The organism is Pseudomonas mendocina, assembly GCF_900636545.1.
GTDB classification, from domain to species: Bacteria; Pseudomonadota; Gammaproteobacteria; order Pseudomonadales; family Pseudomonadaceae; genus Aquipseudomonas; species Aquipseudomonas mendocina.
The window spans coordinates 928,148-946,473 of the sequence record NZ_LR134290.1; the positions used below are offsets into that span (position 1 = coordinate 928,148).

Annotated in this window: 17 protein-coding genes, 1 tRNA gene and 2 pseudogenes; 5 read left to right on the forward strand and 15 right to left on the reverse strand. The window is 63.8% G+C overall.

All coding sequences use genetic code 11. From position 1 onward, the window contains the following. Nucleotides 1–282: 282 nt before the first annotated feature. The 4 genes from fdhE to EL191_RS04215 all read left to right on the forward strand — a co-directional run bounded on the left by fdhE (nt 283) and on the right by EL191_RS04215 (nt 4,787). Nucleotides 283–1,215: a formate dehydrogenase accessory protein FdhE gene (gene fdhE, locus EL191_RS04200; protein ID WP_041976714.1), complete on the forward strand. Its 933-nt coding sequence runs from the start codon at nt 283–285 to the stop codon at nt 1,213–1,215. Nucleotides 1,216–1,226: 11 nt separating this feature from the next. Next, nucleotides 1,227–2,639, forward strand: coding sequence for an L-seryl-tRNA(Sec) selenium transferase (gene selA / locus EL191_RS04205; protein WP_041976717.1), 1,413 nt, complete (start codon nt 1,227–1,229; stop codon nt 2,637–2,639). Beyond that, the gene (selB, locus tag EL191_RS04210; RefSeq protein ID WP_041976719.1) at nt 2,636–4,573 is read left to right on the forward strand and encodes a selenocysteine-specific translation elongation factor; all 1,938 of its coding nucleotides are present in this window, start codon (nt 2,636–2,638) and stop codon (nt 4,571–4,573) included. The genes selA and selB overlap by 4 nt, the downstream gene beginning before the upstream one ends. A 118-nt stretch (nt 4,574–4,691) precedes the next feature. Continuing rightward, nucleotides 4,692–4,787 (forward strand) — tRNA-Sec (locus EL191_RS04215). A gap of 141 nt (nt 4,788–4,928) precedes the next feature. On the opposite strand, the gene EL191_RS04220 is transcribed toward EL191_RS04215, so the two are convergent. The 10 genes from EL191_RS04220 to EL191_RS04265 all read right to left on the reverse strand — a co-directional run bounded on the left by EL191_RS04220 (nt 4,929) and on the right by EL191_RS04265 (nt 14,415). Next, nucleotides 4,929–5,378 (reverse strand): DMT family transporter, encoded by a 450-nt coding sequence (locus EL191_RS04220; RefSeq protein WP_013713973.1) that lies wholly within the window; start codon nt 5,376–5,378, stop codon nt 4,929–4,931. A gap of 188 nt (nt 5,379–5,566) precedes the next feature. Further along, the gene (locus tag EL191_RS04225) at nt 5,567–6,355 is read right to left on the reverse strand and encodes an HpcH/HpaI aldolase family protein (protein WP_041976722.1); all 789 of its coding nucleotides are present in this window, start codon (nt 6,353–6,355) and stop codon (nt 5,567–5,569) included. A gap of 10 nt (nt 6,356–6,365) precedes the next feature. Further along, nucleotides 6,366–7,169, reverse strand: a complete 804-nt coding sequence (locus EL191_RS04230) for a carbon-nitrogen hydrolase family protein (protein ID WP_041976724.1) — start codon at nt 7,167–7,169, stop codon at nt 6,366–6,368. An 84-nt stretch (nt 7,170–7,253) separates the two neighbouring features. Continuing rightward, nucleotides 7,254–8,252 carry a TRAP transporter substrate-binding protein gene (locus tag EL191_RS04235; protein WP_013713976.1) on the reverse strand — a complete coding sequence of 333 codons (999 nt, stop codon included), beginning with the start codon at nt 8,250–8,252 and terminating at the stop codon, nt 7,254–7,256. Nucleotides 8,253–8,293: 41 nt separating this feature from the next. Further along, nucleotides 8,294–9,577 carry a TRAP transporter large permease subunit gene (locus tag EL191_RS04240; protein WP_041976726.1) on the reverse strand — a complete coding sequence of 428 codons (1,284 nt, stop codon included), beginning with the start codon at nt 9,575–9,577 and terminating at the stop codon, nt 8,294–8,296. Continuing rightward, a complete protein-coding gene (locus EL191_RS04245) occupies nt 9,577–10,116 on the reverse strand; it encodes a TRAP transporter small permease (RefSeq protein WP_041976728.1) in 540 nt (179 codons plus the stop codon). The genes EL191_RS04240 and EL191_RS04245 overlap by 1 nt, the downstream gene beginning before the upstream one ends. A gap of 539 nt (nt 10,117–10,655) precedes the next feature. Further along, nucleotides 10,656–11,936: a TRAP transporter large permease gene (locus EL191_RS04250; protein WP_041976730.1), complete on the reverse strand. Its 1,281-nt coding sequence runs from the start codon at nt 11,934–11,936 to the stop codon at nt 10,656–10,658. Next, the gene (locus tag EL191_RS04255; protein WP_041976733.1) at nt 11,937–12,530 is read right to left on the reverse strand and encodes a TRAP transporter small permease subunit; all 594 of its coding nucleotides are present in this window, start codon (nt 12,528–12,530) and stop codon (nt 11,937–11,939) included. It abuts the gene before it with no gap. 24 nt (nt 12,531–12,554) lie between these two features. Next, nucleotides 12,555–13,616: a TRAP transporter substrate-binding protein gene (locus tag EL191_RS04260; protein WP_013713981.1), complete on the reverse strand. Its 1,062-nt coding sequence runs from the start codon at nt 13,614–13,616 to the stop codon at nt 12,555–12,557. Nucleotides 13,617–13,746: 130 nt separating this feature from the next. Next, nucleotides 13,747–14,415 (reverse strand): RraA family protein, encoded by a 669-nt coding sequence (locus EL191_RS04265; protein ID WP_013713982.1) that lies wholly within the window; start codon nt 14,413–14,415, stop codon nt 13,747–13,749. Nucleotides 14,416–14,517: 102 nt separating this feature from the next. Here EL191_RS04265 and EL191_RS04270 point away from each other — a divergent pair, with 102 nt between their 5' ends. Beyond that, nucleotides 14,518–15,459, forward strand: coding sequence for a LysR family transcriptional regulator (locus tag EL191_RS04270; protein WP_017361429.1), 942 nt, complete (start codon nt 14,518–14,520; stop codon nt 15,457–15,459). Between the two features lie 6 nt (nt 15,460–15,465). On the opposite strand, the pseudogene EL191_RS04275 reads toward EL191_RS04270, so the two are convergent. The 5 genes and pseudogenes from EL191_RS04275 to EL191_RS04295 form a co-directional block, all read right to left on the reverse strand. After that, nucleotides 15,466–15,948: pseudogene (locus EL191_RS04275) on the reverse strand (N-acetyltransferase family protein). 16 nt (nt 15,949–15,964) lie between these two features. Next, nucleotides 15,965–16,519 carry a DUF4136 domain-containing protein gene (locus tag EL191_RS04280; RefSeq protein ID WP_041976736.1) on the reverse strand — a complete coding sequence of 185 codons (555 nt, stop codon included), beginning with the start codon at nt 16,517–16,519 and terminating at the stop codon, nt 15,965–15,967. 29 nt (nt 16,520–16,548) lie between these two features. Further along, nucleotides 16,549–17,118: pseudogene (locus tag EL191_RS04285) on the reverse strand (DUF4136 domain-containing protein); the annotation flags it as partial. 75 nt (nt 17,119–17,193) lie between these two features. Further along, on the reverse strand, nt 17,194–17,943 hold the full coding sequence (locus EL191_RS04290; protein WP_017361425.1) for a methyltransferase domain-containing protein: 750 nt from the start codon (nt 17,941–17,943) through the stop codon (nt 17,194–17,196). Beyond that, nucleotides 17,940–18,245 (reverse strand): nucleotide pyrophosphohydrolase, encoded by a 306-nt coding sequence (locus tag EL191_RS04295; protein ID WP_041976740.1) that lies wholly within the window; start codon nt 18,243–18,245, stop codon nt 17,940–17,942. The genes EL191_RS04290 and EL191_RS04295 overlap by 4 nt, the downstream gene beginning before the upstream one ends. Nucleotides 18,246–18,326 lie beyond the last annotated feature (81 nt).

The window sequence follows — 18,326 nt, forward strand, 5'->3', positions numbered from 1 at the left end:
GCTCCCGTAGCCCGGATGCAATCCGGGGGGGGGCGCTCTGCTTTTGTAGGAGGGGCTTCAGCCGCGACAACCCACCCCGTAGGAGCGGCTTCAGCCGCGATAAACACTCGCCGGCAAAGCGCTTCTCAAGGGTGCGTGACCCGAGGCAAACCAGCGCGGCTCTCGGCATTCCCCGGATTTCATCCGGGCTACACGAACCCGACCCAACAGCCGGCAAAGCTCGTCGGCCTGGTCTAGGCTGAACTAGCGAAAACCACGGGAGCAGTCCCTAAGGAGTCCTGCGTGTCAGGCCAGATTCTCGAGCCGGGGCAGATCGAAGCTGCGGCCAATATCCCGCCTTTTCTTCACCTGCCCGAGCCCGATCTGTTCAGTCGCCGCGCCCGGCGCCTGCATAGCCTGGCGGTCGATCATCCGCTGGCGGCCTATCTGCTGCTGATGGCCAAGTTGTGCGAGGCGCAGCAACGCGTGCTGGATGCACCGCCGACCTTACCTGGCCCATCGTCCGAGGCCCTGTCGCGAAGTTTCGAGCATCACATGCCGCCACTGGCATTCGACACCCTGGTACGCGGTGATGCCTGGCAACCCGCCCTCGACGCCTTGCTGGCCGAGATCAAGGCCGACGCTAATCCGTCGGTAGGCGCCGCCCTGGCAGGCTTGCGCGAGGCCGATAGCGGCCAGCGCAAGGCCTGGGCGATTGCCTTGCTGGGTGGCCAGTTCGATCTGCTGCCGGCCGCGCTGGTGCCGTTTCTCGGCGCCGCCCTGCAGGTCGCCTTCAGCCACTGGCTGCTGGCACTGCCCAGCGAGCGGCTGGTGGAAACCTCCAGCCAGACCCTGTGCCCGGCCTGCGGCTCGCCACCGGTGGCCGGCATGCTGCGCCATCGCGGCAAGTACGCCGGGCTGCGCTACCTGAGCTGCTCGCTGTGTGCCTGCGAATGGCACCACGTGCGGGTCAAGTGCAGCCATTGCGAATCCTCCAAGCACCTGGCCTACCTGTCGCTCGAGCGTGAGGGCGTGGCGCCCGAGCGCTCGGCGATCCGCGCCGAGACCTGCCCGAGCTGCCAGAGCTACCTGAAGCAGTGCTACCTGGAGTTCGACGATCAGGCCGATGCGGTCGCCGATGATCTGGCCAGCCTCGACCTGGACATGCGCCTGAGTGAGGAGGGCCACCTGCGCCGTGCGCCGAACCTGCTGCTAGCACCCGGCAGTTCCGACTGAGAGCGCTGACGATGAATGCCAATGCTGCCCGTCTTCCCTCCATTGACCGCCTGCTGCGTTGCGAAAGCGTAGCGCCCCTGCAGCAGCGCTACGGTCGCGATGCCTTGCTGGCGATTTTGCGTGATCTGCTCGATGAATTGCGCGAACCCGCCCGCAGCGGCCAACTTGCCGCCGTGGAGCTCAGCGAGGCGGTGCTCGCCGGTCGTGCTGGCGAACGCCTGGCCGCTCGCCACGCCAGTCGTGTACGCCGTGTGTTCAACCTGACCGGCACGGTGCTGCACACCAACCTCGGGCGCGCCCTGTTGCCGGAGGAGGCCATCGACGCCATCACCCAGGCTGCACGCTACCCGCTCAACCTGGAATTCGATCTGGCCAGCGGCAAGCGCGGCGACCGCGACGACCTGATCATCGGCCTCATCCGCGAGCTGACCGGCGCAGAGGCGGTCACCGTGGTCAACAACAACGCCGCGGCTGTGCTGCTGGCGCTCAACAGCCAGGGTGCGCGCAAGGAGGGCATCATCTCCCGTGGCGAGCTGATCGAGATCGGCGGCGCCTTCCGCATCCCCGACATCATGGCGCGTGCCGGGGTCAAACTGATCGAGGTCGGCACCACCAACCGCACCCACGCCAAGGACTACGAGGCCGCCATCGGCCCGCGTTCGGGCCTGCTGATGCGCGTGCACACCAGCAACTACAGCGTGCAGGGCTTCACCGCCAGCGTCGCCACCCGTGACCTGGCCGCCATCGCCCACGCTCACGGCCTGCCGCTGCTGGAGGACCTTGGCAGCGGCAGCCTGGTCGATCTCTCGCGCTGGGGCCTGCCCAAGGAGCCCACGGTGCAGGAAGCGCTGCGCGACGGCGCCGATATCGTCACCTTCAGCGGCGACAAGCTGCTCGGCGGCCCGCAGGCCGGCATCATCCTCGGCAGCAAGGAACTGATCGGGCGTATCAAGAAGAACCCGCTCAAGCGCGCCCTGCGCGTGGACAAGCTGACCCTCGCCGCGCTGGAAGCGGTGCTCGGCCTGTACCGCGACCCGGCTCGCCTCGGCGAGCGCCTCACCAGCCTGCGCCTGCTCAGCCGTCCGCAGTCGGATATCCGCGCCCAGGCCGAGCGTGTCGCTCCGGTGCTGGCTGGCAGCCTCGGCGAACACTGGCAGGTCAGCGTGGAAAATGCCCTGGGCATGATCGGCAGCGGCGCGCAGCCGGTGGCACGCCTGCCCAGTGCGGCGCTGTGCATCCGCCCGCAGACCTCCAAACGTCTGCGTGGCCGTGCGCTGCGCGAACTGGAAGGGCAGTTGCGCGAGCTGCCGATCCCGGTGATCGGCCGCATCGATGACGACGCCCTGTGGCTCGACCTGCGCCAGCTCGACGATGAACCCGCCTTCGTCTCACAGCTGGCGCAGCTGCGCGAGGCGCAGGCGTGATCGTCGGCACTGCCGGCCATATCGACCATGGCAAGACCGCGCTGCTGCAGGCGCTGACCGGCCAGCAGGGTGACCGCCGCCCGGCCGAGCGCGCCCGTGGCATCACCATCGACCTGGGTTATCTCTACGCCGATCTAGGCGACGGCCAGCTCACCGGCTTCATCGACGTGCCCGGGCACGAACGCTTCGTCCACAACATGCTCGCTGGCGCCAGTGGCATCGACCTGCTGTTGCTGGTGGTGGCCGCTGACGACGGGGTGATGCCGCAGACCCGCGAACACCTGGCGATAGCCGAGCTGTTGGGCATCCGTCAGGCGCTCGTCGCCCTGACCAAGATCGACCGGGTCGATGCCGCGCGGGTGCAACAGGTGCGCGAGCAGGTGGAAAACCTGCTCGCCCCCGGGCCGCTGGCGGGCGCCGAACTGCTGGCGGTGGACAGCCTCAGCGGGCGAGGCGTCGAACTCCTGCGTGAACGCCTGCTGGCCATCTCTGCGGTGCACCAGGCGCGCACCAGCTATGGCCATTTTCGTCTGCCCATCGACCGCGCCTTCAGCGTCGAGGGCACTGGCGTAGTGGTGACCGGCACCGCCTTTGCCGGCCGTGTAGCGCTGGGCGACGAACTGCTGCTAAGTCCATCCGGGCGCCGCGTGCGCGTGCGTGGCCTACACGCGCAGAATCGCCAGGCCGACAGCGCCTTTGCCGGCCAGCGGGTGGCGCTGAACCTGGCCGGCGAGCGGCTGGCGGTCGAGCAACTGCACCGAGGCGACTGGCTGCTGGCGCCGGCCTTGCTGGCGCCGACCACCCGGCTGGATATCCAACTGCAGCTGCTGGCCTCGGAGTCGCGGGCTTTGGCGCACTGGACCTCGGTGCACGTGCACCTGGGCGCGCAGGATGTCACCGGACGCATCGCCTTGCTCGACACCGACAGCCTGGCGCCCGGGCAGCATTGTCTGGCGCAGTTGCTGCTCAACGCCCCGGCGCATGCCGCGCACGGCGATACCCTGGTGCTGCGCGACCAGTCGGCGCAACGCACGCTGGGTGGCGGCTGTGTGCTCGATCCCTTCGCCCCGGCCCGCGGCCGCCGTGCGCCGCAACGTTTGCGGCAATTGCAGGCGCTGCAGGGCGCCAGCCTGGAACAGGCCCTGCCGGTACTGTTGCAGTCGGCCGATAACGGCCTCGATCCCGCGCTGCTGGAGCGGCAGTTCAATCGTCCGCGTGAGAGCTGGGCACTGCCGGATGGGGCGTGCGAACTGGCAACCCGTCAGGGCACGCGCCTGTTCGATGCGGCGCATCTGCAGACGCTGCGCGACGCCTTGGTCGAGGGTCTGCGCCGTTTCCATGATGAATCGCCGGACGAACTCGGCCCCGACCGCGACCGCCTGCGCCGTTATGCCCTGAGCGAACTGGAGCGCCCGGTCTTCGTCGCCCTGCTCGACCAGGCTCTGGCCGATGGACGCATCGCCAGCAGCGGCCCCTGGTTGCACCTGCCGGACCACCGCGTGCAGCTCAGCCCGGACGACGAAGCCCTGCGCGAACGACTCTGGCCACTGCTGCTCGATGGCGGCTTCGACCCACCCTGGGTTCGTGACCTGGCTGGCGCCGTGCAACGGGACGAGGCATCCGTGCGCCTGCTGCTGCGAAAACTGGCGCGCCTGGGCCTGTTGCATCAGGTGGTCCGCGACCTGTTCTATCCCGAACAAACCCTGCGCAGTCTTGCCGCCCGTGCGCTGGAACTGGTGGAGCAGCATGGCAGTCTGCGTGTGGTCGATTGGCGAGACCGTATCGGCATCGGCCGCAAGCGTGCCATCCAACTGCTGGAGTATTTCGACCGCATCGGCTTCACCCGTCGCCTGGCCAACGAGCGACGCATCCGTAGCGACTCGGCGCTGGCGATACAACTGATGAACAGCAGGGAGGAGCAGGCACCAGGCTAGGCGTAACCGTGTGCGTGGCGAACGGTCGGTGCCCCAGCAATTGACGAGCGCCGGTGACCGTGGGCTACCCTTGCAAACCAAGGCAACGGCTGCCTGGCGACTGGCAGCTGCCGAACAAGGAAGGCAATCACGCCCGGTGGCGTGGCCGGGCTTCAAACCCGGTGGGGGACGGCATCCGTTCCTGGGTGAGTTCGACTCTCACTGCCTTCCGCCATTTTTAAATGATCAATGCACCTCTGCTGTTCGCCCGCCGACCTGGCATGGGGTTAGCTTCTGCTGCTCGCTTGTTGGCTTCGTCGGCCAATCTTCGGCGACCAGTGTCTCAGGCTGTTCTACCGCTTCGAGCGCACGTAATTCAGCCGCGACGGATCATCCAGATGCCGGCGACGATCAATGCCAGCCCCGCCACCTTGCCGAAGGTGATGGGGGATTCGCGAAAGCCGGCCCAGCCGAAATGATCGAGGGTGATGGCCATGGCCAGTTGTCCGGCGATTATCAGCACCATGAACAGCAGTGCCCCGACGCGCGGCCCGGCGAAGGCTGCGGTCGCGATGAAGAAAGCGCCGAGTAGGCCGCCGCTCCAGTGCCACCAGGTCAGCTCCTTGAGTGCGCCGAGGCCAGGCAGCTCACGCTGGCTCAGGGTCATCAGCAGCAACGCCAGGCTGCCAACGGCAAAGGAAATCAGCGCGGCGGCGAAGACACTGGAAAGGTGGCGGGCAAGCTGGCCATTGATACCGGCCTGCAGAGGCAACACCGCGCCGGCGAGGAAGGGCAGGGCCAGCAACCAGCCGCTGACTTGATTCATGGTAAAGCTCCGCAGAGAAAAAACGCGGGAGGGTACCAGCCTCGTCGCGGACATCTCTACTGGTGAAATGGCAAACGCAGGGCTTCCTTGCCCCGCCAGACGTTATGGTTCCGCCTCCTTGCGAACCTCTTCCTGTGGGGCTTTGCCAGGGTTGAACCTGAAACCCCGCGGCACCCACAGGCAGGTTGCTACTGCCCGATCTCCCGGCGGATGGCGGAGATGCGCTGTCCAGCCTGGTTGAGCCACGACAGGTCGCTGCCCATCAGCAGCATGTCGCTGCCCATCTCGATCAGCCGTCTGGCTGTTTCGTCGTCCGCCGGGAAGCAGGGAACCATGACCTGAATGCCACGGGCGTGGCATTTCTCGATCAGCAGTTGCAGGCGTGATAGCACTTCGGGGTTGCCCAGGCGATAGTCCACCGGCAACTGGCGCGACAGCGAGTAATCGGCCGGGCCGAAGTGCACGGCGTCGATGCCTTCGACGTCGAGAATGGCGTCGATGTTGTCGAAGAACTCGTAGCTCTCGGCCATCGGCACGATCACCGTGCGTTCGTTCTCAGCCTGAATGTAGGTGCTCCAGTCGAAGTTCGGCCCGGCATAGCTCGCCGAGCGAACTGAGCTGTCGCCGCCACGGCGGCCCATGGGGGGAAACTTGCTGCAGCGGATGATGCTGCGCATCTGCTCGGCAGTGTGCACCTGTGGAATGATCACGCCGCTGGCACCCATTTCCAGGGCCTTGCGGATATCCCAGTCGAGCGTGCCGCGCACCCGCACCAGGCTGTGGATGTTGCTGCACTTGGCGGCGAGGATCAGCTTTTCCATGTCTCGGTCGATACCGAGCGAGGTGTGTTCGGCGTCGATGAAGACGAAGTCCAGGCCCCAGTTGCCGGCGACCTCAATCGGCATCGAGGCGGTGCCGTAGATATTCATGCCGTAGGTGGTGCCGCGCGCCATCCGCTGTTTCAGTGTGTCGTTCATGACCAGTGCCTCAGATGCGGTAGGTGTCGGGCAGGCGGTCGCGGAACGGGTGCACTTCGAACACGCCGGGCTCACGGATCAGTGATTTGTTGCGGGCCTTCTCGATGTCGATCTCGGCGCTGTACACGCCATCTTCCAGGCCGGCACGCACCAGCGTCTTGCCGGACGGTTCGATGATGTGACTCATGCCGATGAATTGCATGCCACCGTCCATGTCGTTGCGGTTCGGCGCGACGAAGTAGATGATGTTTTCCGCTGCTCGTACGGTGCTGAAGAGGTCCGGCAGCATGCGCGCCTGCTCCGGCCAGGCAGCTGGCAGGACGACGATATCGGCGCCTTCGAGCGCCAGGGTACGCACCACTTCCGGGAAGCGAATCTCGTAGCAGATGGCCATGCCGATGCGGCCGATGTCGGTGTCGAACACCGGTGGCGTCCAGTCGTCCGGGGTGTCGGTGAAGCGGTCGCCGATCATGAACGGCAGGTGGCGCTTGCGATGCAGGCCGACGATGCCGGTCGGACCGATCAGCGCTGCGGTGTTGAAGATGGCATCCGGCAGACGCTCGTAGAAGCCGGTGATGATGTAGATGCCGGTCTCGGCGCTGACGGCCAGTAGCGGCGCCAGCGCTTCGATCTCGATGGCGCCGCGTTCGAGGTCTTCGCGGCTGTCGAACGAGCCGCCGGTGAGCAGGCATTCGGGGAAGGCGATCAGACGCGAGCCCTCGCATGCGGCCTGGCGCGATGTCTCGGCGACTTTCTCGATGGTCTGGGTCGGGTTGCCCGCTACGGGGTGAATCTGTGCAACCGAAATCTTCATGGCTTCCTCATGGGGTGCTGAGCGCGCCGGATCGGCGCGCTGGTTATTTAGGCATTCAGGCAGTGGCAAGAGGCCCCTTCGGCATCATTGCTGGGGGACGTCCATGGCTTCGTAGACCTTCTTCACCAGTTCCGGGTCGATCTTGGCGGCGTACTTGGCCACCACCGGCTTGATCTTTTCCTGGATACGGGTGATCTCCGCTTCCGGCAGCTCATTGACCTGCATGCCGGCCGCTTCCAGTTCGGCGATGGCCTTGCTGTCGGCTTCACGGGAAATGCGCCGCTGTTCCAGGCGCACTTCCATGGCAACGTCGGTGAGCAACTTCTTCTCGTCGTCGTTGAGCTTGTCCCAGAAACCCTTGCCGATCAGGACGATCTGCGGGTTGTAGTTGTGGCGGGTGAGGCTCAGGTATTTCTGCACCTCATTGAACTTGGAGGCGAGGATCAGCGCCGCCGGGTTTTCCTGACCATCGACCGTGCCGGTCTCCAGCGCCGTGTGCACTTCGGTGAACGGCAGCGGTGTTGGGTTGGCTCCGAGCGCTGACCACACGTCGAGGAACAAGGGCGATTGCTGGGCGCGGACCTTCAGCCCTGCGATGTCTTCGAGCTTGGTGACGGGGCGCTTGTTGTTGGTCAGGTTGCGCACCCCCAGTTCCCAGAAGGCCAGGCCGACGAGATTCTGCTGTGGCAACTGGTCGGTCAGCATTTTGCCCACCTCGCCGTCGAGCATGGCGTCGACCTTGGCGGTATCGGTGTAGAGGAAGGGGAAGTCGAGAATGCCGAAGTCGGTGACGTGGTTGAGCATCAGGCCTGCGTTCCAGGTCATCATCTCGATCACGCCGCCCTGCAGCGATGACAGCACCTGTACGTCACCACCCAGCACACCGTTGGGGAAGGTGCGAACCTTGATCTTGCCACCGCTGCGCTCGGCGACCTTCTCGGCAAACATCTCCATGCCGATGGCTGGTGGCGTGCCCTTGGGACTGGTGGCGGCGAACTTGATGGTGCGCGCGTTGTACTCGGCGGCGAAGCTCATGCTGCTGACCAGCAGCAGCGCGGCGATAGCGGTCAGTTGCTTTTTCATGGTGATGTCCTTCTTGTTGGCTGTTGTTATTGGATGAACCGTTAGTGGGCGAACCACTGAGCAGGCACTGTGACCAGCGCGGGGAAGGCCACGAGCAGCATGAGCACGACGATTTCGGCGATCAGGAACGGGAAGGTGCCCTTGAGCAGCGCTTCGTAACGCATGCGGCCGATGCCGCAGACCACGTTGAGCACGGTGCCGACTGGCGGGGTGATCAGGCCGATGGAGCAATTGATCATGAACAGCACGCCGAAGTAGATCGGGTCGATGTCGGCGGCGCTGACCACCGGGACCAGGATCGGCGCGAGCAACAGGATGGTCGGGGTCAGATCCATGACCATGGAGATCATCAGGATCAGCAGCATCAGCACCAGGATCAGTAGCTTCGGGTTGTCCATCACTGGCTGGATCAGGTCGATGATCTGGCCGGGGATGTCGGCGATGGTGATCATCCAGGCCGGGATGGATGCGGCGGCCACCAGGAACATCACTGCCGCAGTGGTCTTGCCCGCGTCGAGCAGGACCTCGTTGAGTTTCTTCAGATCCAGTTCGCGGTAGATCAGGGTCGAGACCAGCAGCGCATAGACGCTGGCCACGGCGCCGGCTTCGGTCGGGGTGACCACGCCGAAGCGCAGACCAACGACGATGATCACCGGCAGCAGCAGTGCCCAGAGGCTGTCGACGAAGGCTTTGACGCGCTCCTTGCCGGAGGCTTTCGGGCTCAGCTCGACATCGCTGTCGCGGCGCGACACCAGCCACCAGGCGAAGCACAGCGCGCAGGCGATCATCAGCCCGGGGGCGATGCCAGCCAGGAACAGCTTGGTGATCGACAGACCGGAGGCGACGCCGAGCACCACGAAACCAATGCTCGGCGGGATGATCGAGCCCAGGACCGAAACCGAGGCGATCAGGCCACCGGAGCGGTTCTTGTTGTAGCCGGCGATGACCATCATCGGCAGCAGCAGCGCGGTCAGCGAAGCGGCATCGGCCAGCGCCGAGCCGGACAGGCTGGACAGCAGCACGCCGGCGAAGATCGCCACGTAACCCAGGCCGCCACGCAAGTGGCCGACCATGGCGATGGCCAGGTTGATGATGCGTTTGGACAGGCCGCCGTTGTTCATCACTTCGCCGGCGATGATGAACAGCGGGATGGCCAGTAGCGGGAAGCTGCCGGCGGAGTTGATGATGTTCTGCGCGATGATCTGGCCATCGAACAGGCCCAGCAGCCACATCAACGCTACGCCGCAGAGAATCAGGGCATAGGCGATAGGGGTGCCGATGAGGATGGCGGCCATCAGCACGCCAACGAAGACGGTAAGGGCCATTACTTGAGTACCCCGGATGGTTCGTTGGCGTTAGTGAGCGTGGCGCCTTCGGTGCAAGGTTGTGCGTAGTGGCCTGCCGGTGCGCGCAGGTTGGCGACCACTTGTGCGGCGATCAGCACCATGCTGACGACCGAGAACACCAGCCCGGCGCCGTAGAACAGCGCCATGGACACGCCCGTTGACGGTGCGCCGACGTGCAGGTTGATCAGGGTTTGCTTCCAGCTGCCTTCCAGGAACAGCCAGGTGACGTAGAGCATCAGCACTTGGCTGAGCAGCATCATCACCTTTGCCGCCCTGGGAGGGACGCGGCTGGTCAGCATGTCGACGCCAATGTGGCCGTGCTCGTGGAGCATCAGTTGGGCGCCGGCGAATACCAGCCAGACGAAGGCCAGACGTGAGATTTCCTCACTGAAGAACAGGCCGGAATTGAAGCCGTAGCGCAGTACCACGTTAAGAAATATCAGCGTGGTGATGCACAGCAGGCTGCTGCAGATCAGCACTTTCAGCGTGCCGAAATAGATAGTTAAGATCGTTTTCACAGGGTTCTCTCCAGCGGTTGGGCAGTTGAGAGAAAGTGGTTGTCTTTGTTGTATTCGGAACCGAGAAAAGTTCGCGGTCCGGCATCTTCTTGCGGATGGCCGTCATTGGGCATATGTCACCTTTTGTTGTTATTGGTCGTGTTGTCATACGACGTGTGACGATTTTTTTATGAATACGCGAAGCTGTCACGCGCAGTCGGATTCAATATTTTTATTAGGCTGATAAATGTGCGGGGTGGTAACTTCATGCGGCTTCAGACATGCCTTTTTCTCGCTGATGTATGCTGTTTCAGTCAGGAGTTAAGGGGGCTTTGGTCGGCTGTAAAAGTTACGGGCGCAAGGTGGCATTGCCGCGTGCGAAGGACGCCGCAGCAAGCATTTGAGAGCCATTGGCACAATGTCGTGGGCGGGGAAGAGCAACATCCATTTGCTTGGAAGATCGTCGGTGTGTGCGTTGGTTAAGTGTCGAATTCTATTTCGAAATCGCTATTAAATATTTGCCTCGCTTAGTTGTCCTCGTCTGAAGTGGCTTCTGAGGGTCACGCCCACTGTGGAAGCCACAATGCCAATTGTGGAAAAAGAATGAGCAAGGCAATAAGCGCTATCAACAGGAAGCAGAAGGGAAGTGTCCCGTAGACGATATCCATGAAGTTGCCTTTGTTGCGGATGCTCTGCACGACGAAGAGATTCATGCCGAATGGCGGGGTTATCTGCCCCAATTCACAGAGCACGATGAGCACGACCCCGAACCACAAGGGATCGAAACCCAGCGCGACGATAACCGGTACCACCAGCGGCGCTGTGGTGATGAGCATCGCCAGGGTATCCATGAAACAGCCCAGTACGATGTAGAAGAGGATGATCGCCAGCAGCATTGCCATGGGTGACAGTTGCAGGTCGGTGATGAAATCGATCAGGGTCGAAGTCAGTCCGATGGACGACAGCACGAAGTTGAGGAAGAACGCTGCCAGAGTGATGAGGATGATCATGCCGCTGGTACGCAGCGTGGATTCGAAGGCCTGGCCCAGGCTATGCAAGGTAAAGGCACGCCGCCACAAACCCAGACCGAAGGCCGCAAGTACGCCAAGTGCAGCGGATTCACTGGCGGTGGCGAAGCCGCTGTAGATGGCGCCGACAACCACCGCGAAGATCACCAGCGGCGGCAGCAGGTCTGGTACGCAGGCTCGCCGCTCGGACCAGGACACATGCCGGCGTTGGCCGCCGAGTTCGGGGCGGATCAGGCAGGCCAGCACGATCAGTCCGATGAACATCAGGCATAGCAGCAGAGCCGGGAGGGTCGCGGCCAGGTACAGCTTCGGCACTGACAGATTGGCGATCAGGGCGAACAGGATCATGTTGATCGAAGGCGGGATCAGGATGCCGAGCGTGCCGCCAGCGGCAATGGAGCCGAGAAACAACGGGGCCGGGTAACCGTTGCGTGCCTGCTCGGGCAGCGCCAGGGTGGAGATGGTCGCGGCGGTGGCAACGCTCGAGCCGCTGGTGGCGGAGAACAGTGCCGAGGCGCCGATGTTGGAGTTCATCAGGCCGCCCGGTAACCACGAAAGCCACTTGTCGGCTGCGACGTACATGCGTCCGGCCACACCGGAGCAGACCAGTAGTTCACCCATCAGAACGTATAGCGGAATAGCCACCAGGAGGAATTCGGCGCTGGTACTCCAGGCGATTTCGCCGAGTGCACGGGTCAGCGGCAGTGCGGAATAGAACTCGGCCAGCGACATGCCCAGCAGGCCGATGCTGACGGCCGCCGCCACGCTGAGGGCAAGCAGGCCGAGGAGCACGATCAGGGTAAAGGCCAGCATCTAGCGTGCTCCTTGGTCTGTGCCGAAACGGGTAATAGAGGATTGCGCATTGATCTCCTCGTCCACCGAGTGAATACCGACGATTGCACTGACGGCCGCCATGTTTTGGCGGTGTAGATGCACCAGGCTGCTCCAGGCCAGGACAAGGATCGTCACGGCGAAGAACAGGTAGCCGGCGAACCACAGCGATTGCGGTAACCACAGCGGTACCTGCAGTGGCGTGGTGGACACCGAGCCGTAATGGATCGAGTCGAGCAGCACCATGCCGCTGTGCCACAGCAGCGCGCCGACGAACACCGCCATGCCGGCCAATGCCAGCAAGTCGAGGCCGATCCTGGGTTTGAGCGGCAGGCGCGAGTAGAGGATGTCGACGCGGATGTGCGAGCGCTTGAGCAGGGCGATGGGGAAGGCCCAGCTGCTGACGATGGCCAGTACGTAGCCGGCAATCTCGTCGGCGCCGCCCATGGATATACCGAAGACCTTGCGCAGGATCAGGTCGAGACTGATCAGCAAGGCGCAGGCCAGCAGAGCGATGCCGCCGACCCAGGCGCAGGCTCGGGTGATGCGATGGAGGGGGGCTAGAGGCGTATTCATCTGCTTTCTCCGGGCTCGTGCGGCTCAGTTGCCGCTGGCGCGCAGGTGGGTACCGATGGTCTTGCCGACCGTGGCATTCCAGCGCTCGACGCACTCGGCGCCACAGCGCTGGCCCCAGTCTTCAGCGATCTTCAGCACGGTTTCCTGCAAGCGTTGTCTCTCCGCTGTCGTCGGGGAGTGGGCTTGCATGTGTGCCGGGCGATGTATCTGGCAATCGCCCACGCCGGTGTTACAGGCCAGGGCATAGCGGTTTTCACGCGCAGTTTCCTGCCACAGGGCGTCTTCGAGTACCTGGGCCTGTTCTAGCAGCACTTGGCGAGTCTCGGGCGTCAGCTGCTGCCAACGATTCAGGCCGATAGCGTAGAAACCCAGCGACCAGTCAACCGGCAGGTTGTAGAGGTGATTGGCCACGTCATACCACTTGGCGGCATTGCCCGAGCCAATACCGGTTACTGCACAGTCGATGACACCGGTCTGCATGGCGGTGACCACTTCAGCGAACGGCAGGGTCACTGGTGAGGCGCCCAGTGCGGCGACCAGGTCGGCCATGTTGCGTCCGCGCACCCGGACCTTGCGTCCACGCAGATCGTCGAGTTGGTTAATTTCATCGCGGCAGAAGAACACCTGGGCGGTATAGGGCACGGTGGCCAGCAGCTTGACGCCATGGCGCTCTGCCATGCGCTGCTGCAGCACGGGTTTGTAGGCATTGGCGATGGTACGGGCGGTGTCGATGTCGGCGGCCATGCCGGGCAGGTCGATGCCTTCGAAGGCTGGATCGTCGCCAGCGACGAAGGCGAACACGCCCATGCCAACCTCCACTGCGCCAGCACGTAGCAGGCGAATCATCTCTGGGCCCTTGAGGCCTGTTTCCGAAAGGCCGCGTAGACGTGCGGTGATCCTGCCACCGGAGGCCGCGGGCAGGGTCTGGCTCCAGAATGGTCGTTCGACTGCACGGAAGCTGTAGTTGTGGCTGCCACCACCGATGACGTTGAGTTCGAGAGGAGGGCGTTCCTCGGCCTGGCTGCAGGCGGCGAACGCACAGGCAAGCAAGGCGAGAACCCCTCCGTGAAGCAACTGCAGTTTCATGGTAGTCCTCTTGTTATTGTCTGGAGCTACGAGGCAGAAAGCTGACGGTGTTCCTGGCCAGTATCGTTTTTCGTATCGCCTGGCCTGGCAGGTGTTGCGGCGCACTGGGCGCGGTCGTTGCGGTGCTCCGTCAGCGCGCCTGGATGGCGGCGTCGATGAGGGCCCGGGAGCCTACGATATCGGGGAATTTCTCGCCATTGGCGAGCCGTGCCAGGGTGTGCTTCTCGTTGTTCTGGAACTCGATGGCACGTTGTGCGAGTGGCAGGGCCAGCGCCTTGGGCAGGATGACGATGCCGTTCTCGTCGGCGATCACCGCATCGCCCGGGCGGGCAACCACGCCGCCGCACTGCACCGCTGTGCAGAACTCACCTTCCTCGCCCTTGACCCGCGTGGTGATGGCGCTGGCGCCCCAGGACCATACCGGTACGCCGTGCTCGCGAATCTCGCCCAGGTCGGTGACGTAGCCATCGATGACGATACCGGCGATGCCGGCCTGCTTGGCTGCGTAGGCCATGGCACCGCCCATGGCAGCGGTCACGCTCTCGCCACAGCGGTCGACGACCAGAAAGTCACCCGGTCTGGCGCAGCCCATCGCGTGATGTAAGATGCCGCCGTCCGCGCCGGGCATCTTCACCGTCACCGCGGTACCGACGGCGCGCAGGTTGGCGAAGTGAGCGCGTATGCGTGGGCTCAATATGCCGGTGGTGATGAAGTGGCCGATGGTGGCCGGTTCGGCTGCGGCGAGTACGTCCAGTACGTGCTGCTCGATGGGCTCTGGCAAGGCTTCGATGAGATACATGCGTCTTGTTCTATTCATCCGAGGAGTTGAGCCGGATGCTAGCAAGCGTGTTTTTGTGACGATAATAAAAACGGGCGACCAGAACAGAGGGCGATTTTTATCATGCGTATTACCCTGATGCAGATCGAGGCCTTCTACTGGACGGCGCGGCTAGGGGGTGTTCATGCTGCATCACGCCATCTGCATCTGACCCAGCCGGCCATTTCCTCACGCATACGTGAGATGGAGTCGCTGCTCGACGTCAAGCTGTTCGACCGCAGCAAGCAGCGCATGACCCTCACGCCCGATGGGCACATTGCCCTGCGTCATGCCGAGTTGGTGCTCAACAACAGCACCAAGCTGGAGCAGTTCGCTGCCAAACAGAAGCACAATCGGCGCTTGCGCCTGGGGGCAGACGAGTGTTCGGCGATGGTCGGGCTGACCGCGGTGATTGCCGAGATCAAGGCGCATTTCCCGGAGATCACCCTGGAAATCACCATCGATGTCGGCGCCGTGCTCAATCGCAAGCTGAACGATCATGAGCTGGACCTGGCATTGCTGACCAATCCGGCGACGCGTGAAGACGTCACCGACATCTTCATCGGTTGGATGACTTTCCAGTGGGTCGCTTCGCCGCAATTCGACATCAGCGCCAACCCGTTCCTGCCCGAGCAGGCCAGTGGTCATCCCATCGTCACCCACTCGGCACCTTCGACCCTTTACTCGGTTGTGGAGAGTTGGTTGAAGAGCGGTAATGCCACCTCCGAGGCGTTCCATACCAGCAACTCCCTGGGGCTGATGGCCAAGCTGGTCTCCGCCGGGCATGCGATCGGCATACTGCCGGTGCCGCTGATTCGGGAAATGCTTGCACTGAACCTGTTGAAAACCCTGCCTTGTGACCCACCCATTCCGCCGGCCAGATTCTGTATTTCCTACATGACCGAGACGCCAGACATGCAACTCGATGCCCTGGTGTCGATCACCCGCCAGACGCTGTTTCGCCTGCAGTTTCTGGAACATATGGAAGAGCCTGATCTGGTGTCGCCACCGCTCGACGAGGCTTGAACGCGGCTACAGATGCTTCTCGAACTGCACCAGCGCGACGCGGCTGCCATCCGGCGCGCGGCGTTCGACGATACCGACGGTCTGGTAGCCGAGACGCGTGTAAAGCAGCAGGCCGCCGGCGTTGGCGTTGAAGCAGGACACCTTCATCAGCGGAGCCTTGTAGCGCTCCCGTGCTAGGTCCTCCATCACTTCCACCAGGTATTGGGCAACGCCCCGGCTGCGAGCCCAGGGGGCCACCATCAGGTTGCCCAGGGCGCAGAATTCGCTGTGCTGCCATTGGTAGAAATTGGCGAACGCGGCGACCCTGCCGCCGAGCTCGATCACGGTGCTTTCTCGCCGCTCGGCGAGGGCGGCGGCAAGCTGGCCAATGTCCAGCGGCTAGGTGGCCTTGGGATAGCAGAAGAACAGTTCATCGACGTTCTGCGGGAAACCGGCCACGGTGCCGAGATCGGCGGCCGTGGCCGGGCGGTGCTGCAGGTTCGCATTCAAACAGGACGGTCCTCGTTCAGCGCGGCGGGTATTGCGAGAGCACCTGAGCGACGGTTTCACGAATCGCCCGTTCGCGCTCGGCCGGTGTCGGCGGCTGGCTGCGCATGATCTGCTCGCCGCTGCCGCGCCACACCAACTTGCCGTCCTTGGCGTCGTACAGGTCGATCTGCAGGGTGGCGACCTTGTAGTCGATGCGGCGTGTTTCGGTGAACGCCGGGCCACCCCAGTAACCGCCCCAATAGCCGCCCCAGCCACCGCCGTATTGGGTGGTGATCTGGTCCTGGCGATCATCGACTATCAGCACGCTCTGCACCTTCAGATCGCCCTGGCCCGTGGGGGCTTGGCGCAGGCCGCGTTGGTCGAGCTGTTCAGCCACGGCCTGGCTGATGCGGGCCTCGGTGATGTCGCTCTTAAGGCGGGCGTCGTCGGGCTGGTAGGTGAGCTTGTCGTCCATCCAGCTCCAGGTGCGGTAGGCGGCGAAGTCACGACTGGGGTCGAAGTCGCGCTCCAGGCTGACGCTGGCGCAACCACCCAGCAGCAAGGCGAGGAGCAGGTAGGGCAGGGTACGCATGTCGTTCTCCAGGGCAGTCGATCAATAAGGGGATAGCCGTCCAGTGCCGCGCGGATGGCCACGCGCATGGCTTCGGCCTGTGCCGCCTGATCCTTGCCGGCCACGGCTTCGCCGCTACCGGACCAGACTACCAGATGGTCGCGTGGGTCGATCAGTTCGATGCGCACCACGGCTACCTTCTGCTCGTAAGTGCGTACGATGGGTACGCTGCCGTAGGCGCCGTAGCGGCGATCCCAGTGGCTGCCGGTGCCGTAGTAGCCGCCGACGTTGTCCTGGTACTGGCGCAGGCGGGTTTCCTGACTGATGCGGGCGCTGACCAGCACATCGCCGGGGCCATTGAGCGCTGGGCGCAGGCCATATTGATCGAGGCCGGCGCTGACGCTATCAGCCAGTTCATTGCTGGGCGCACGGCCGTCCAGCCAGCTCCAGCTGCGGTAGCGTCCGTAATCGCGCGGCGCTGCCGGGTAGGCGCTGCGGTCGAAGGTGGTGGCCGCTTCGGGCGGCGCCGGTGGCATTGGCAGCGACTCGGCCTGGTAGGGGTTCTGGCTCTGGCAGGCAGCCAGCAGCGGCAGGATGAGTATGGCTATGGCGGTGCGCATGGTCGTCTCCGTGGTCGCGCGCGACATCCCCGATGGTTTCAGGCTACGCCGGGCTGCCGGCTTCGTCCAATAGGCTCAGCGGGGCCGACAGATCCAGTGCAGGTAGCGGCCCAGGCCGGCGAAAGTCGGGTGGCGCCGATGGGCCAGCTCCATTTCCAGCAGGTCGATCAGCTCGGCCTTGGCCTGGAATTCCTGCGGCATGTAGTCGTGGAATACGCGCACGCCGCTACGGCTTTCGACCTGCCAGTATTCGCTGAGTTGCGTGTCCAGCTCCCGTGGGTCGAGCGGGCGCTGCGGGGTCAGGCTCTGGCCTTCGCCAGCGAAGCGCTCCTTGCGCAGTTTGCGGAAGTGGCCCTTGAGCAGGTTGCGGTAGATCAGCGCGTCCTTGTTGTAGAAGGCCAGCGACAGCCAGCCATCCTTGGCCGTCAGTTGGTGCAGCACGGGCAGAATGGCCGCCGGCTCGGCCAGCCATTCCAGCACGGCATGGCATAGCACGAGATCGAAGGGCTGCTGCAACTGGCCGAGCAGCTCCTGCCAGGGCGCCTGGATGAAGGTGGCGCTCTGTCCTGATTCGGCGAAGCGTTGGCGTGCCCCGGTGAGCATGGGTTCGGCAGGTTCAGCCAGGGTGACCTGATGGCCGCGCTGGGCCAGCCACAGGCTCATGTGGCCGAGCCCTGCGCCGACATCCAGCACGCGCAGCGGGCGGTCCGGCAGCGCTTCGGCCAGGTCAGCCTGCAGCACGGCGAGGCGGATCGCGCCCTTGGCGCCGCCGTAGATCTTCTCGGCGAAGCGGGTGGCGAGTTCGTCGAAGTGGCGGTCGCTCATTTGAGAAAGCGCCGTTCGTTATCGGCGAGCTTGTCGAGTACAGCCTGGTTCATATCCAGGCCCAGCTCGCTGCACAGTTGCAGCAGGTAGAGCACCACATCGGCCATTTCTTGCCCGGCATGGGCGAGCTGCTCTGGGGGTAACTGGCGGGACTGTTCCTCGCTCAGCCACTGGAAGATTTCCACCAGCTCGGCCATTTCCACGCTGGCAGCCATGACCAGGTTCTTCGGGCTCTGGTAACGGCGCCAGTCGTTGTGATCGCGAATGGCGTGCATGCGCGCGGTGAGTGCAGCGATGTTCATGGTGCGGCTCCTTTCGAGCCGCATAGCTTCGGCCTGAAAGGAGCGTGCTGCAAGATGTCCTGCGCGCTTATTCATTCAGCC

What these genes read in the sequence shown, in the direction of transcription:
- EL191_RS04280 (WP_041976736.1), bottom strand. Translation starts at nt 16,519, where the DNA reads ATGCGTACCCTGCCCTACCTGCTCCTCGCCTTGCTGCTGGGTGGTTGC.
- EL191_RS04265 (WP_013713982.1), bottom strand. Translation starts at nt 14,415, where the DNA reads ATGTATCTCATCGAAGCCTTGCCAGAGCCCATCGAGCAGCACGTACTG.
- EL191_RS04220 (WP_013713973.1), bottom strand. Translation starts at nt 5,378, where the DNA reads ATGAATCAAGTCAGCGGCTGGTTGCTGGCCCTGCCCTTCCTCGCCGGC.
- EL191_RS04235 (WP_013713976.1), bottom strand. Translation starts at nt 8,252, where the DNA reads ATGAAAAAGCAACTGACCGCTATCGCCGCGCTGCTGCTGGTCAGCAGC.
- selA (WP_041976717.1), top strand. Translation starts at nt 1,227, where the DNA reads ATGAATGCCAATGCTGCCCGTCTTCCCTCCATTGACCGCCTGCTGCGT.
- EL191_RS04225 (WP_041976722.1), bottom strand. Translation starts at nt 6,355, where the DNA reads ATGAACGACACACTGAAACAGCGGATGGCGCGCGGCACCACCTACGGC.
- EL191_RS04240 (WP_041976726.1), bottom strand. Translation starts at nt 9,577, where the DNA reads ATGGCCCTTACCGTCTTCGTTGGCGTGCTGATGGCCGCCATCCTCATC.
- EL191_RS04270 (WP_017361429.1), top strand. Translation starts at nt 14,518, where the DNA reads ATGCGTATTACCCTGATGCAGATCGAGGCCTTCTACTGGACGGCGCGG.
- EL191_RS04255 (WP_041976733.1), bottom strand. Translation starts at nt 12,530, where the DNA reads ATGAATACGCCTCTAGCCCCCCTCCATCGCATCACCCGAGCCTGCGCC.
- EL191_RS04260 (WP_013713981.1), bottom strand. Translation starts at nt 13,616, where the DNA reads ATGAAACTGCAGTTGCTTCACGGAGGGGTTCTCGCCTTGCTTGCCTGT.
- EL191_RS04290 (WP_017361425.1), bottom strand. Translation starts at nt 17,943, where the DNA reads ATGAGCGACCGCCACTTCGACGAACTCGCCACCCGCTTCGCCGAGAAG.
- EL191_RS04230 (WP_041976724.1), bottom strand. Translation starts at nt 7,169, where the DNA reads ATGAAGATTTCGGTTGCACAGATTCACCCCGTAGCGGGCAACCCGACC.
- EL191_RS04250 (WP_041976730.1), bottom strand. Translation starts at nt 11,936, where the DNA reads ATGCTGGCCTTTACCCTGATCGTGCTCCTCGGCCTGCTTGCCCTCAGC.
- EL191_RS04295 (WP_041976740.1), bottom strand. Translation starts at nt 18,245, where the DNA reads ATGAACATCGCTGCACTCACCGCGCGCATGCACGCCATTCGCGATCAC.